Origin of the sequence: Anaerotignum propionicum (assembly GCF_024461735.1) — a bacterium.
Classification (GTDB): domain Bacteria; phylum Bacillota; class Clostridia; order Lachnospirales; family Anaerotignaceae; genus Chakrabartyella.
Genome location: NZ_JANGAD010000001.1, coordinates 413,338 through 428,756, shown reverse-complemented (window position 1 = coordinate 428,756; position 15,419 = coordinate 413,338). Strand labels below are relative to the sequence as shown.

Here is a 15,419-nt window from a genome sequence, read left to right as displayed (position 1 = left end):
TATGATTTCTTTCTCATTCATGAGATAGTTTCTCAAAAATGAGATTACAGTAAATTGTGTTTTTTTAATTTCCGATAGAGGGTTGCACGGCTAATTTGCAGAGTCTCTGCCAACTTTTCTTTCTCCTCTACAGAGTCATCCTCTTTAATTAAATTAGAGAGCACTCGTTTTTCATATTCTTCCATTATTTTATCCAATGACCAAGCATCATAGCCCTTTGTAGATCGTAATACAATATGGTCAGGCAAGTCAGAAAGCTGTACTTCTTCAGATTCTACAATGTTTGCTAAATACTCCATAATATTTTTTAATTCTCTAACATTTCCAGGCCAATTGTAGTTAACTAAAGTCTGCATTACTTCTGCTGTCACACCTTTAATATGTTTGCTCAACTTCTGATTATAATACTCAATATAGTGATCCACCAACGGGGGAATATCCTCTTTTCTGGTGCGCAAAGGAGGTAACTCAATGGGGATTATATTTAAGCGGTAATATAAATCCTCCCGAAAGGTTCCTTCTTGCACCATTTGCTCAATGTTTTTATTGGTGGCACAAATCACCCGAATATCAATGGGAATCTGCTTGTGTCCACCAATGCGCTCAAGCTTATTTTCTTGTAAAACACGCAAAAGCTTTGTTTGCACATGTAGGGGCATATCTCCGATTTCATCCAAAAAGATAGTGCTTTTATCCGCCAACTCAAACTTTCCGATTGCACCCTTTTTCTTTGCACCGGTAAAAGCACCTTCTTCGTAACCAAAGAGCTCACTTTCCACCAAGTTTTCAGGAATTGCTGCGCAGTTAATGGAAATCATAAGTTTATCACATCTTTGGCTCAGTCCATGAATCATCTTGGCCATAATTTCCTTCCCTGTTCCACTTTCGCCACGCAAAAAAACAGTGGAACCGGATTTGGCAACCTTGCAGCCAATGGCAATGGCTTCTTGCATTTTTTGACTTTTTCCCACAAAAGACCATCCCTTTTTATCATCGTGAACCACCTGTAACTGCTGCTCTAAGCGATCCCGTGCTTCAGCGGTATACAGCTTGCTTTCCAAAAGCATGGTCATATATTTTAAAAACTCCTCTAATTTTCCTCGATTTTTCAGCAGGCTTTCCCGCTGTCCTTCTTCAAAGGCAACAATGGAAATTACCCCTACTACAATCTCATCTTTGAAAATTGGATATGCTAAGTCTGCCAATTCCTTACAGTAAGCACGCTTTTCACAGCCAATACAACTAGGGTCCTCCGCCGCATTGGTGATAATGCCGCATTTCCCTGATTTCAAAATTTCATGAAAAAACTTAGCATGGGCAATGGTATTTCCCACTTCGAAGGCATAATTTCCCGTTCCTGCCACTCGTATTAATTGGTTATCCACCACCGTTACATCACATTCTAAAATAGACGAAATTGCTTGGGCATAGGCTTGAATAAAGGTCTGAATTTTCATCAAAGCAGTCACATTGGTCACCTCTTTCTCTTTTCAGTATAGCTGAAAATTAATTGGGACTCAATAAAAATGATATCCCTTTTCCATTGCTTTTTTAAGGAAGTCTCGTATGATTTTTATTCAGCCTAAAGACACAGACATTGCGTATCATTTTCTAGCCGAGTATCATGTAGATATCTAACAGAGAAAAATACCCTCAAATAGTAACTATAAGAAATATTAAAATAGTTTTTGGGAATAAGATAAAATAAAACCTACAATGCAATGCATATTATTTTTTGCAAGCAATGTAGGTTTTTTGATTGTTCTTAAATAAAATTAGCCGCTGATTCTTGCTTTATAATTACTATAGATATCCAAAGAGGTTCCTTTCATTAACAAGCGATATTCCTCCCAAGCCAAATCATAATCATAAGCGGCTTGCATGAGAGCAAGATCATTTTGTTCAAATTGAAGTTGTAGCCCTTGAATCTCTACTGAAGAAATCAAACCTAATTTGGCAGATTTCTGCTGTTGTTCCCACTGAATTTTGGCTTTTTCAGAGGTATCTTTTTGAAGTTGATAAGCCGTAGCAGCCTTATTGATGCTATCCAGCTTTTTCTTTAAATCATTGGCAATATTGGTTTTTTGTGTTTCCACGGATACCTTGGCAATATCCATATCTACCTCATGAGCCTTTATTTGTCCCGAATATAGCGTATAATCCTTAGTCTTCTTCTCTGCCTGCTGATAGTCTCTTTGCAAGGTTTTCAACTGATAATTATTGTCAATGGCTTCCTTTAGCAATTCCTCGCTGTATTCAGGTGCATATTCTATTATTCTAGCACGATCAGGCGCAACCACTTCCAAGGTATCATCAATGGGTCTGCCCATCAAATCGTTTAGCTGACGCTTTATGAGTATCAAACCATCCTTAGCATCTTGAATATCCTTACTATTTTGTTGTACAGTAAGCTTAGCTTGCTTTAAATCCACATCAATGCTTAAGCCTAATGCCGCCTTTTTCTCTGTTATTTGATATACTCGCTCCAATAATTGTTGCTTTTCTTCAAGAAGGCGGATGCCGCTTTCTATCTGCACAGTCTTTTCCACCAAAAGCTGAGAAACCAACAAGGCTTGATTGCTCCAATCCTCTTGAGTCTTATTTAAGTCCTGCTTTTTATTTTTTAAATCCTGTTGCTGATCTTCCAAGTCGTCTCTTTTGCTATCTGCAATGCTATCCGTCATATCCTCCATGGCACTAGCCATCTTTGCACTACCTGAAAGCAAGCCACTGCTTACACCACCTAAAACCTGATCGGATGCTGGGGAAGTTGGGGAAATCACACTGCCAATGGTACCTTTTCCTGCCGCCGCCGCGTCACCTGCCGCTCGCCTTGCATGGGCCGCACTATCTTGCGCATCTTTTAAATCACTCAAACCGTCATCAATGGCATCCAACCCCGCAAGAATTTTTTTATAATTCAATTCCATTGTGGTTTTAATACGATTGTTTTTCAATACTTCCTTTTGAATTTGCTCTAAAGTCATAGGGCCTGTTATGGTTTCCTCTGCCTCAGTTGCAACCCGAACTTTCGCAAAAGCCGGCGCTGTCATGCTAAAAGTCAGAATGCCTGCCAAAAACAAAGCACTTCCCTTTTGATATTTGATATTCATCATACTTCACTCTCCTTTATAGAATTACTGTGCCACTGCCGGTAATTCATCTTTTTCCATCGCAATTTCTAATTTTTCTTCCTTTTTCAGAATGAATTTTACTCGTATAAACCATATCAAACAGCTCAAAATAAAACAAATACCACTGATACAGCCCAAAACAATCATTTCTTGATGTATAGCTTCAAATCCCGTTCCCATCAGTGCCATGTCTCGATAGCCCACGGCAAAATGGGTTAAAGGAAATACTTGTGCCAACTTTTGATAAAAACTGGTTAATGCCATCGTCGGCCAAGTATATCCGCTAAGCACCAGAGATGGCGATGTTAATACTAAAGGAAGAGAAGTTGCAAATACAGGGTTTGGCAATATGGAGGAAAAAAATTGTCCCATGGTAATAATGGCTAACACAAAAAGGGAGCTATATGTAAACCAAACATCCCAGCTTGCTTTCATGGGAATTCCATATCTATTGATCATAAGCCAAGTACAAGCCGCCCATGTGCCCATGGAGATGATATAATACACTACTGTTTTTGCAAATACTTGTATAATGGGATTCATGGCTCTTAGCTCCTTCAGATTCCCACTTTCCTTTTCACGAATCAAAGAAATTGCTGCAAAATAAATCAAAACTTGCTGTAGTGTTGCTATAATAAAGCCAAACGATAAGAAATATCCAAAATTATTCGTTGGATTATACCACTGGCGGGTATAGAAACCTACCGGATTCATCTTTGCTAACGCATCATCCACAGTGGCACCTTTTGCAACAAGGCTTTTTACTGCAATTTGTGCTGAAACAGTACCTAAAACTTCAGAACCTCTTGCGTTTATGGTACTGCCATAGCTCATATTTACTGCATTGGAACCAAGAAGCACCTGTGCCTGCCTGCCCTGCTGCAAATTCATGGTAAAATTCTCAGGAAAAATAAGACAGCCAACAATTTCACCATTCTTCATTGCTGATTCCAGCTGTTCCTCATTTTCATAATAACCAACAACATCAAAATAGGGAGACTCACGGAAAGCTTCCACGACTTCTCTGGTCTTTGCACTATAGCTGTAATCAACAACACCCATTTTCAAATCTGAAAAGTACCCCTTTCCATAGCAGCTGCCACAAAGGCAGGTGACAAAAATGGGAATGATTATCATGATAACTAAAGTACGAGGTCTCTTCAGCAAATAAAGCCACTCTCTAAAAAACAAACGAAATGCAGATATCACGCTTGAACGACCTCCTTTTTTCCATGTTTTGGCTGTTGCCTTCTCTTTCCCAAATAAGCCTGAATTACAAAGGTAATTATACTAAGAAGGAAAATTCCCAGTGCTAAATGCAAGAGCATTTCTCTGCTATGGGCAACCGTGGTGGTTTCAAAGCCCACACCCATTAATACAATATCCCTTGCAGGGGTAAGAAAATGGGTAGATGGTAAATATTGAGCCGCTGTTACCCAAGCAGTCGGCATTTCACTGTGAGGCCACGAAAATCCAGACAAAATGAAGAAGGGATATGTCAAGGCCATTAGCCATTGAATAGCATGGATTGTGTTTTTACTAAGAATGCCCAGCAAAGCTCCAAGCCCTAACAAACAAAGAATAAAATAACCACAAAGAATGGCGAAGTCTTCCGTACTCCCTCTCATAGGGAAATTGAATATTTTTATCACAGCGTAATAGGTCATGAGAATATTCCCATATCCCGTTACTCCATAAAAAATAAATTTATTGATAAAATGGATTGCAATTTGCTTCCAAGTCATCTTTCCCGAAAGGATACCTTCTTTTTTTTCTTCAGCAAAGGCTGTGGCAACGGTCATTAAAAACAACTGATGAAATATCATCCCTGTTAAGCCTAATCCCAAATAGGTTAAGTAGCTAAACTGGGGATTAAACCATGGACGTAATACTGTTGCAACAGGCATAACCTTTGCTGTACCGTCTGCGATGCTGCTTCCCGTTGCTACGAAACTCTTTACTGCAATCTGAGAAGAAATGGTTTTTACTACCTGCATGATAGAAACCACAGCACTGTTACCAATAATATTATTGGCGCTATTCACACCAATTAAGACCTCTGCTTGCTGCCCCAGCTGTAAAGATCGAGTATAATCCGTAGGAATTACTATAATACCAAGAACTTCCCCCGATTCCATTAACTTAAGGGCATCCTCCTGATTTGTTACCACATAAGGCACATTAAAACGGTCAGATTGATCAAATGCCTGGATTAATTCTCTGGTTTTTTGGGATGAATTTTCGTCCACTGCTGCTAAGGGAATGTTATTTACAATTTGATTGCTAAAGGCACCGCAAACCACAATGCTTAGAGCCACCGGGGCAATCAAAAACATAAATAGCATTCGCTTGTCATTCCAAAGCATCTTTATTTCTCTAAAGAAGCCTGTGAAAAACAGCTTTATCATTCTGCCTCACCCACCTCATCCAGGTTAACGCTTACCAACATACCAGGGTAAAGCATGATATCGTCTTCCCCGGAGAGGGCAATTTTCACTTTATATGTAACAACATCCTGATCATTCAATTCATTGGTAGATTTTTTGATAGCAAAATCGGGGTTTTTACTTACATTCACAATTTTGCCGTGAAAAATCGTATCTGGATAGGTTTTACTGGTCAAAGGTACTGTCTGCCCGATTGCAAGCTTGCCAACTTCATATTCATCCACATTGGCATTAATCCAGCGGTCGTCATAATCTGTTAAGGTTACAATGGTTGTACCACTGCCTACCAATTCACCTACTGAAGAGGACACCATAGTGACTGTTCCGTTGCAGGGCGCATATTGTGCAGTCTGGCTCAAGTTCAAGTTTACCTCTGAGATTACACCCTGTGCCGCTTGATATTGAGAGGATGCCGCTTGAACATCCAATTTTGCAGCATCCAGCTGGGTTTTCAGCTTATCCATAGTATCCTCTGCAACCGCCTCTAATTCATACAACTCCTGATACTTTGCATATTCCGTTTCCAAAAGACTAACATTGGCCTGTGCCTTCTCCATGACTGCTTTTGCAGCATTCAAGGTTCCGGTAGCTTGTGTTTGCTTTACTAAAATATCCCTTTGATCCGATGAAAACAGTAAATTCCCTTTTGAAATTTCCTGTCCCTCAACAACAGGAATATTTGTTAAATAACCAGGGATTTTCGCACGAATGTATACCTCCTTGCATTCAACGGTTCCAGTTACAATATTGGGTTTTACTTCTTCCACTGTTGTTGCATCAGCTTTTACTGCTTCGCAACCACTTGTGAAGAAACATCCAGCTAATACTAAAGCAAGTAAAATTTTATTCTTGTTCCGCATATTTTCTAACTCCTTTTCTCACTCTGCTCGTTAAAATATGGTTTAAAATTTCATTTATTCAGGTAATAAAATATTAAAAATAGGACGTATGATTAACATTACAAAATCGGTCATTTCATCTTTTGATATGGGCATTCCCTCTATCAGCCATTGCTTCATCATACCCATCGCGCCAGAAGCAATAAATTGGTGAATATATCCTTCTTGCACAGGATCAAACCTTACCCCCAACTCCTCCTTTACCTGTAAACCTTTACGTTTCATAATCTCCGTCAGTTTTCTTGCAAAATGATCACTCCTGGGATTTAGCAAAAGACAACGGCATAACTTCTGATTCTCCACAATAAAGCTGCAAATGTGGCCTACAATAGGATATTCCCATTCCTCACCCTGCCGAATAGATATTTTTTCTACCATCTGAGAGAAGCTTGTTGCGATTTCATCTTCTAATTCATCCAACAGCTCAAACACATTATTATAATGTAGATAAAATGTAGCTCTATTTAAATCTGCACGGCTGGTAATATCTTTTGCTGTAATCTCACCAAAAGGCATTTCACTCATTAAATCCACTAATGCATCTCGCATCATTGTCTTTGTTCTTTTAATCCTTCGATCGATCTTTCCATTTTCCATGGTGTTCATCCTTTCTAATAGCCTTTCGCCTATCAAGACCATCTCCTTTTCTACCATGTGTTTCCTGAAAGGTATTATATCACTACAAAAAAAGATAATCAACAATTTTTGTTTAATTAAAAATTTTTAATTTTACTTACATAGTAATTGTTATAAAGATATTTCTCATCTTGAAATGACAAGAACCTTAATATTTTAACAAAAGAATCCATAATGGTTTTCCATGATGTGCAACTCTTAAATATTATTTTTCATAAAGGTGCAAACAAAAAGCCATTGGTATAGTTTAACCAATAGCTCATTTTATTTAACTTGATTTCATTTTTATCACTTCTTCAAGGGTATCAAAAAGCTCCATGGCATCTACAGGCTTTGAAAGGTGTGCATCCATCCCCACCTCAAGGCTTAGATTGATATCCTCCTGAAAAGCATTTGCACTCATTGCAATTATAGGAACTTTTGTTGCATCCTCTCGCTCCAATGCACGAATGATAGCCACCGCCTCAAGACCATTTAGCAAAGGCATTCTTACATCCATTAAAATTGCATGGTAATAACCTATGGGAGAATTTTTAAACAAATTGACTCCCACCTCCCCATTTTCTCCATGCTCCACAATGAATCCTCGTTTTTGCAATAGGGCTATGACTATCTGGGCATTCACAGGATGATCCTCACACAATAAAATTCTTTTACCCCTTGAAAAAAACTCCTGCTGAGAGACCTTTTCACGGCAATGAAGCTCAGAGACATCCTCCCATCTCTGGGTTTCTATTTTTACAATAAACTCTGTACCCCCTCCTGGCTGGCTAATACACTGAATGGTTCCTCCCATTAAATCCACCAGCTGTCTCACAATTGCCAAGCCTAAACCTGTTCCGGATTCTAAAAAAGGAATTCTATCCTCTTCCTGCTCGAAGGGCTCAAACATTCTTTTTTGGAACTCTGCACTCATGCCAATTCCTGTATCTCGAATGGTAAACACCACCATAATTTTATTATCTTCTAATTCCATAGTCTCGATAATAAAACTGACATTCCCTCCCGGTGGTGTAAACTTAATTGCATTATTGATGAGATTAATAAATATCTGTTGAAGGCGGAGCTCATCAAACAACACGGCCTGCTTATAATCGGTATTCATCTGTGTTTGGAATTGAATTCCCTTCTCCATTGCTCTTTCATGTATGATTATTTCAATCTCCCTTAAAAAATCACTAAAATAACAGGGCTTTGGATGCAATCTCATTTTATTATTATCAAGTACACTCATATCCAAAGTATCATTAATCAGTCTAAGCAGATACCCACTGGTCTGATTGATATTTTCATGATAACCCTTGGATTTTTCCAATTCTTCACTTGACATTCCCAAAGAAGAAAGACCAATAATTGCATTGATTGGTGTACGCATATCATGACTCACATGAGAAAGAAACTCTGATTTTGCTTTGTTTGTCATTTGTAAAATCTCGTTTTCTCGATTTTTATGCTTATACAACACATAAACTATAAGATACGCCGTTAGAATAAACCCAATAATTGATAATATGCTCACAAAATGAACAGGATTTGTATACATCATATCAAAAAAACTACTTTGTTGAGGATGATTTAAGTGGGTACGAATGATTTCCCTAAGCTCTTCTTGTGAGATGGTGGCCAAACCTTTACTAATAATAGAATATAAAAGTGGGTCAGTTTTCTTTGAAATGCCCACACTTAACTGCTGAGAAAGACCCTGTACCGTTCGAAATTGCAATAATCTGTATTTCGGAATTGTTAAATAATATTCCGCTTCATATGTATTCACATAAGTGCAATCCGCCAGACCATCCTTCACCGCTTCCATACAATCTTCCACAGTATCATAGGTTTCAATCACTGCTTCTCGAGGAAGTATCTTTTGCACAATTTCCGAAATATAAAAACCCTTTGGGAGGGCAACACGGTGTATGGTTTTTTTGATATCTTTATAAACTCCAAGATAGTCAACACTAAGATAAGGTTGCGTGATATAGACATCATTTTTATCAGCCCATTGATAGCAATAGGTCATGGCAGACAATACATCATATCCTCCACTGTTAAACAATTCTGTTTTCACCATTTGCTTATCTACACTGGTATATTGAAAATCAACGTTCACCGCTTCTGATACTTTCTCAAGCACGTCAATGGCAATTCCATGAGGTGTACCGTCTCTTTGTGTAAATTCATAAGGTTCCCATGCTGAATCATACAATACTTTCACAGTTGGATGTTTCGCCAAATAAGCAGATTCCTCTTTTGATAAAACCGCCATCTGTCCGTTGGAAAAATCAAAATATTTATTATCTAAATCGTTATCAAAGTTTGGTGATGTAATTTTAATTTTTTCAAGGGCGTAGTTTAACCCATCTAAAACCTTTTTATTTCCTTTTGTCGTGGCATAGTAAACATTATTTGTATCAAATTTCGCAATTGCTCGATACTCTGGAGAGTTCTGATTGCTTCGAATCAGCGCAGCATCCACTTCTCCTCTGGACATTGCATCAAGCATCTCTTTCTGATTATCATAAACAATTGTTTGTACAGAGAAATTTTTTTTCTTACAATACTCCTGCAATCCTTCGTTTCTCACAAATCCTTTCTGAAGGCCTACAGTGATTCCATTAAAAGCCGCATAATCCTCATAAGCAAGGGTACGATTTTGTTTCCCTGTTACCAAAATAGACATGCAAACTCCCGAGGGAAGATCAGGAAAATCAAACATTTCCTCTCGCTCCGGTGTTTTAAGCATTACACCCACAATATCAATTTCACCATTTTTCAGTAATTCCAAGCACTCACTGAATGTGGTTGTCTTAACAAACTCATAGTCCCACCCCGTATATTGAGAAATTGCTTGAAGATAGTCATAGCTATAGCCTGATAAGCTTCCATCTTTCTCAATTGTTTGAAAATAAGGGGATTCATAAAACCCAACCCGAATTTTTTTCTGCCTTTCCTCACCTGAAACAGGTACCATATAACAAATAAAAAGGGTGATAGAAATTAAAATCGTCATGAAACTTTTCCCTTTGAGTTTCACTTGTATGCCCCCATTCCCATATTGATTTCAACACGTGTATCATCTGGAAATTTCTTAACCTATAATTCCTTTATCCTAAGAAACCATTACTTTTTTATAAAATCAAATGTTATGGCAAATTGTGTTCCTTTAAAGCCTTGATAAAGTCAAAATCCCCCACTCATTATCAAAACAACATTTTCACAAAGAATAATATAACCATATTATTCTATTTATTTACAAAAATCAACCATTTATGTAATGCATTTTATAACTCCATAAAGCAGCATATATACTTCATGTTTCTTGATTATTTCCTTCATTTATTCTAGTGTCATAATTTCAAAACAGCTTCTGCGTATATTTTTTTAATGACTCTTCCGAATTATTTCTGTCTTAATAATTATGCAAAAAAACAAAAGTATGAAACAATCTTGTACTTTTTGGTTACACCTGTACTATTTTCCTTTTTTATTCACTATCACTCCACTGAGCAATATTATGTAATATATAAATCTGATTAGGGTGGTGGCTCTATGGCAATTAAAATATATATAGATCAAGGACATAGCCGTTCCGTAAATCAAGGAGCAGTAGGATTCGGCTTATATGAGCAAGATGTGGTTTGGCAAGTGGGCATGTATCTGGCTGATCTGTTAAATAATACACCGGGGTACGAGGCTAGAGTCTCCCGTCCAACAATTGACACATCTTTGGGCTACAACAATTCTACCAGCCTTGCCGCTAGAGTTGCAGATGCAACCGCATGGGGGGCAGATTACTTCATCAGTATTCACGCCAACGCTTCAACCAATCCCAGCTATAATGGCAGTGAAGTTTATATTTACAGTGAGCTCTCTCAGGCATATCCTCTGGCTCAGTCCATATTAAATCAAATTGTGGCAGAGGTGGGCACAAAAAACAACGGCATCTTTATAAGACCTTCCCTTTATGTTTTACGAAGAAGCTCTATGCCTTCTCTTTTGGTGGAGCTGGCTTATATTACGAATCCAGAGGATGCAGAAAAACTGCGCAACAATCAATTTGATTTTGCTCAGGCAATTTATGATGGAATTCGTATTGAACTTGGCTAATCCTCGTTAGATACCTGAATGACATCTCTTTTTAGCAATAATCGCAATCTTGTGGTTATTGCTTTTTCATTCAAATGCTCTATTTTTGGTATCTGGCTTATGTAATAGAAACAAACTTATTCTCCAAAAAAGCTAAATAGTACTATATTGTTGTAGGGTTGGAATATAATTAAGGTAAATTGCTAAAAGGAATGAATAAGATTGAAAAATTGGCTACCTCCAAGCATTAAGCTTGCACTACGTAAAAAAAGAATTCCCATATTCATCTTTATACTCTGCGCAGTTCTTTCCTGCGTTTTATCATTTCACAAGAACCATGAAACTGCAGTCATGGTCATGGGTGGTCTATTGGAATCCCAATGTATTGATTGCGAAGAGTTTTTAGGAAGCAATGCTGTGGATTTTGAAACCTACTTTCGGCCTTCCAAATTGCCAGTTTTAAACAACAAAATATTGTCTCAAGAATTCCTCAACGAAAATTATGATAAGAAACCCGAAGAAGTTTCTTTGCCCGATTCCCTGACAGATAGTCCGGAGAATACAATTTTAAACTATTTCAGTATCTTGCGTGATGCAGCCAACCCAGCGGTGGGAAGATCCGCAGGCTGTGGTACAATTGGCGATGCAACGGCACCTTATCCTATTTCTTATCAACTTCTTTCTACTCAATTTCAAAAGAAATTACCATATAGTGACTATGTAAAGACCTATGAAAATATTTTGCATATTAATCTCCTTAAATATCATCAGGTGCCTATGGAAGCTCCACAAGAAAACATGGTGCGGTATTTTGTTGAAATTGAAACTATAGAAGGAAGTACAAAAGAAACAGGTGTTTTTGCCTATTATTATGGTTTTGTTGATTTAGAAAAGGAAGGAAATCAATATAAAATTAGTGACATTCATTATTTTGGAGAAAATTTTTTATGTGCACCCTATCATGGATGGCAGTGGGAAGCTGAAGGAAATGTTCAAATAAGATATGGTGACTGGTGTAAATTGATAAAAGGAGACATCAGAAAATCTCAAAAGGATTATACCATCCGCATTGAGTTTGACGGAACCGATGGTTATCAATACTGTATTGTATTTTTCCGATTAATAAATGGCACTGATTTAGAGGTTGCCCAATACAGAAAATTTCCAGGAGGTTCTTGGCAACCAATTTTCATTGATTTAGAGGAATGCTTAGAGAACAACAAAAAAACTTTGCAATAATATTTGCATTCCTTAAAACTACTAGTCTAATAAAAAACATTATGAATGAACAAACCAAAGCCCTGATTTGGTATTTAACCAAAATCAGGGCTTTAACTTTCTGAGACGAATAAACTAGAATATGACACCGGGTATGAAAACAGGAATATACACAATCAAGAAGAAAATAGCAATCAGTCCAAGCAAATACGGAAGGACAGCCTTGGCAATTCGCTCTATTGGCATTCCCGTTATACTAGATGCCACAAAAAGATTGATGGCAACAGGGGGTGTAATCATACCAATGGCAATACCTACGGTAAATAGTATGCCAAAATGAATTAAGTTTACATCCAATGCCTTCATGAGGGGCAAAAATACAGGTGTTAAAATGATAACTGCCGATGATGTTTCCATAAATACCCCTGCTACCAGAATAATTAATGAAACTAGAAACAAAATTATAAATTTATTGCCGGAAACAGATAATACTGCCGTTGCAATGGCTTCTGGAATCTTCCAGTTAGCCAAAACCCAACCAAAAACACCACTGCAGCCAATAATGATCATAATAATTGCGGAAGTTTTTACGCTCCCCACCATGATTTTATATAAGGACTGTAAAGTTAAATCCTTATATACAAATGCGGAAACAATCAGTGAATACACTACGGCAACCACTGCAGCCTCCGAAGGCGTAAAATATCCTGAAAAGATACCTCCCAAAATAATCAAAGGCATTAATAGACCCCAGATAGATCTTTTCAAGGTCGCAAAAACATTTCCAAAAGAAAAAGGAGTTCCCTTTTGATAATCAAACTTATATGCCTGCCACAATGAAATGACAATCAGCACAAGCCCCATTAAAACACCGGGTAAAAAACCATTTTGAAACAACTTTGTTACACTTTGTTCTGCTACAACAGCATATAAAACCATGGGCACCGAAGGAGGAATTACAACACCAATTGTTCCTGCCGAGGCAATTAAAGCCGCTGAAGATTCTGCTTGATAACCCCTATCTTTTAATTCCGGAATTAAAGTCGCACCGACTGCCGCAGTGGTTGCGGCACCGGAGCCTGAAATTGCGGCAAAAAACATACCTGCAACAACAGAAACAATGGAAAGACCTCCTCGAATGCCTCCTACCAGAGATTCAGCAAAAGCAACCAAACGCTTGCTGATTGCCCCACTTGCCAACAGGTCTCCAGCAAAGATAAAAAAGGGAATTGCAATCAAAGAAAAGGAATCGGAAGCCGCAAACATTCGTTGTACAACCACCAGCCTGTCAACGCCACCGGCAAAGAGAACTGCAACCGCCGCCAAACCAATAGAAAATGCAACGGGCACACCTATGATTAAGCATAGAATAAATACACCAAACAGCACAATGCTCATGATTCTTTTCCCTCCTTCCCAAATATTTCACCTATTATTGCATCAATTACGTGGAATTCCATAATGCCACACCCCAACGGGATGGCTAAATACATAAATTTCATAGGGATATGTAAAGCCGCTGATTTTTGTATGCCCATCATCCCCATATAGCGTATGCCATGGTAAATTGCAAGGGCAAAAAAGAATCCGCACAATATATGTACAAGAATTTTTGCAAATTTTTTTAAACCTTCAGGCAATAAGTCCTGAACAAACAACACCGCAATATTGCTTCCCGATTTATAAACGCAACCTGCTCCCAGCAAGGATGTCCAAATCAAAAAATATCTGGCAAGCTCTTCGCTCCATGAGATTGCTGTAAAAAATACACGGCAAATGATTTGTACGGATGTTGTTACTACCATTGCGCCCAGAAGGGCTACACAAATTGTCAAACACACTTTGTTAATGGTATCGCTTAGCTTTCTAAAAAATGTTATGACTGACATAAGTAGCCCTCCCTCAACCAAAGCAAATATTATTATTTGCTCAATACATCTTGAATCTGCGCAATTAACTCTGAATACTTCGCACCATATTTATCATAAGTAGGTTTCACCGCAGTTTTAAAGGATTCAATATCGGGATTTTCTACTACTTCAACGCCATTTGCTTTGATATCTTCCAACTGGCTTGCCTCGTTGTCTGCCACCCACTGGCGCTCATATTCAGCTGCTTCCTGAGCGGCTTCCTTAAATGCAACCTGCACATCCTCAGGCAATGCATTAAATTTCTGCAAACTCATAGTAATAATTGCAGATGCATAAGCATGACGGGTCATTGTTAAGTATTTCTGAGATTCCCATAATTTAAAGGAGTGGATAACGTTTACAGGGTTTTCCTGACCATCAATGGTATGCTGTTGTAAAGCGGTCAAAGCCTCTGACCATGCCATTGGTACAGCATTTACCCCCAAGGAACCAAAAGTGGAAATGTAAACTTCATTTTCCATGACACGAATCTTCAATCCGTTTACGTCTGCGGCAGAATTTACAGGCCTAACATTGTTTGTCAAGTTTCTGAAACCTCTTTCTGCATAAGCTAAGCCTTTCAGGTTTGCACCCTCAAACTTATCTAACAAACCCTGACCTATTTCACCGTCTAAAACCTTATAAGCTGACGCATTATCAGGGAATAAGAATGGCATGTCCAATACACCCATTTCAGGAATAAAGTTTACAAAAGGACCGCTGGTGATAATCCCCATATCCAAAGTACCCATCTGCATACCTTCCAGCATGGTTCTCTCATCGCCCAAAGAACCATTTGGATAAATTTCAATTGTGTATGCCCCATTTGTTTTTTCTGCAACCAACTCTTTAAACTTCTCAGCTGCAACCTGAAAGCTATCCTGTTCATTTACTGTTGTCCCAAGCTTGATCACAACAGGCTGTGTGGATGAAGCATCACTTCCCTCCGTTGCGGGTTTAGCAGAATTACCACCACAAGCGGTCAAGGATACAACAAGTGCGGTTGTCATGGCAACCATTGACATAAAACGTTTCATACAAATTCCCCTTCCTAGCTAAAAAATTATTTTGACTGAAGCCCTGCTTTTA

At 38.3% G+C, this 15,419-nt stretch carries 12 protein-coding genes; 2 read left to right on the top strand and 10 right to left on the bottom strand.

Annotation, left to right across the window (positions count from 1 at the left end; genetic code table 11):
- Positions 1 to 44: 44 nt before the first annotated feature.
- The 7 genes from NE558_RS02195 to NE558_RS02165 all read right to left on the bottom strand — a co-directional run bounded on the left by NE558_RS02195 (position 45) and on the right by NE558_RS02165 (position 10,150).
- Positions 45 to 1,469, bottom strand: coding sequence for a sigma 54-interacting transcriptional regulator (locus NE558_RS02195; RefSeq protein ID WP_256148278.1), 1,425 nt, complete (start codon positions 1,467 to 1,469; stop codon positions 45 to 47).
- Positions 1,470 to 1,775: 306 nt separating this feature from the next.
- Positions 1,776 to 3,116, bottom strand: coding sequence for a TolC family protein (locus NE558_RS02190; protein WP_256148277.1), 1,341 nt, complete (start codon positions 3,114 to 3,116; stop codon positions 1,776 to 1,778).
- Positions 3,117 to 3,137: 21 nt separating this feature from the next.
- Complete coding sequence (locus NE558_RS02185; RefSeq protein ID WP_256148276.1) at positions 3,138 to 4,343, bottom strand: ABC transporter permease; 1,206 nt, start codon at positions 4,341 to 4,343, stop codon at positions 3,138 to 3,140.
- A complete protein-coding gene (locus NE558_RS02180; protein ID WP_256148275.1) occupies positions 4,340 to 5,542 on the bottom strand; it encodes an ABC transporter permease in 1,203 nt (400 codons plus the stop codon). Before NE558_RS02180 ends, NE558_RS02185 begins: the two co-directional genes overlap by 4 nt.
- Positions 5,539 to 6,441 carry an HlyD family secretion protein gene (locus NE558_RS02175; protein WP_256148274.1) on the bottom strand — a complete coding sequence of 301 codons (903 nt, stop codon included), beginning with the start codon at positions 6,439 to 6,441 and terminating at the stop codon, positions 5,539 to 5,541. The genes NE558_RS02180 and NE558_RS02175 overlap by 4 nt, the downstream gene beginning before the upstream one ends.
- 54 nt (positions 6,442 to 6,495) lie before the next feature.
- Positions 6,496 to 7,077: a TetR/AcrR family transcriptional regulator gene (locus NE558_RS02170; protein WP_256148273.1), complete on the bottom strand. Its 582-nt coding sequence runs from the start codon at positions 7,075 to 7,077 to the stop codon at positions 6,496 to 6,498.
- A 307-nt stretch (positions 7,078 to 7,384) separates the two neighbouring features.
- Positions 7,385 to 10,150 carry a transporter substrate-binding domain-containing protein gene (locus NE558_RS02165; RefSeq protein ID WP_256148272.1) on the bottom strand — a complete coding sequence of 922 codons (2,766 nt, stop codon included), beginning with the start codon at positions 10,148 to 10,150 and terminating at the stop codon, positions 7,385 to 7,387.
- Positions 10,151 to 10,665: 515 nt separating this feature from the next.
- Here NE558_RS02165 and NE558_RS02160 point away from each other — a divergent pair.
- Positions 10,666 to 11,223, top strand: coding sequence for an N-acetylmuramoyl-L-alanine amidase family protein (locus NE558_RS02160; protein ID WP_256148271.1), 558 nt, complete (start codon positions 10,666 to 10,668; stop codon positions 11,221 to 11,223).
- Between the two features lie 201 nt (positions 11,224 to 11,424).
- Positions 11,425 to 12,441: a hypothetical protein gene (locus NE558_RS02155; protein ID WP_256148270.1), complete on the top strand. Its 1,017-nt coding sequence runs from the start codon at positions 11,425 to 11,427 to the stop codon at positions 12,439 to 12,441.
- A 114-nt stretch (positions 12,442 to 12,555) separates the two neighbouring features.
- Here the strand turns inward: NE558_RS02155 and NE558_RS02150 are convergent, their stop codons facing one another.
- The 3 genes from NE558_RS02150 to NE558_RS02140 are packed head-to-tail and all read right to left on the bottom strand — an operon-like array spanning position 12,556 to position 15,367.
- Positions 12,556 to 13,818, bottom strand: a complete 1,263-nt coding sequence (locus NE558_RS02150) for a TRAP transporter large permease (protein ID WP_256148269.1) — start codon at positions 13,816 to 13,818, stop codon at positions 12,556 to 12,558.
- Positions 13,815 to 14,309 (bottom strand): TRAP transporter small permease, encoded by a 495-nt coding sequence (locus NE558_RS02145; RefSeq protein WP_256148268.1) that lies wholly within the window; start codon positions 14,307 to 14,309, stop codon positions 13,815 to 13,817. Before NE558_RS02145 ends, NE558_RS02150 begins: the two co-directional genes overlap by 4 nt.
- Positions 14,310 to 14,341: 32 nt before the next feature.
- Positions 14,342 to 15,367 carry a TRAP transporter substrate-binding protein gene (locus tag NE558_RS02140; RefSeq protein WP_256148267.1) on the bottom strand — a complete coding sequence of 342 codons (1,026 nt, stop codon included), beginning with the start codon at positions 15,365 to 15,367 and terminating at the stop codon, positions 14,342 to 14,344.
- Positions 15,368 to 15,419 lie beyond the last annotated feature (52 nt).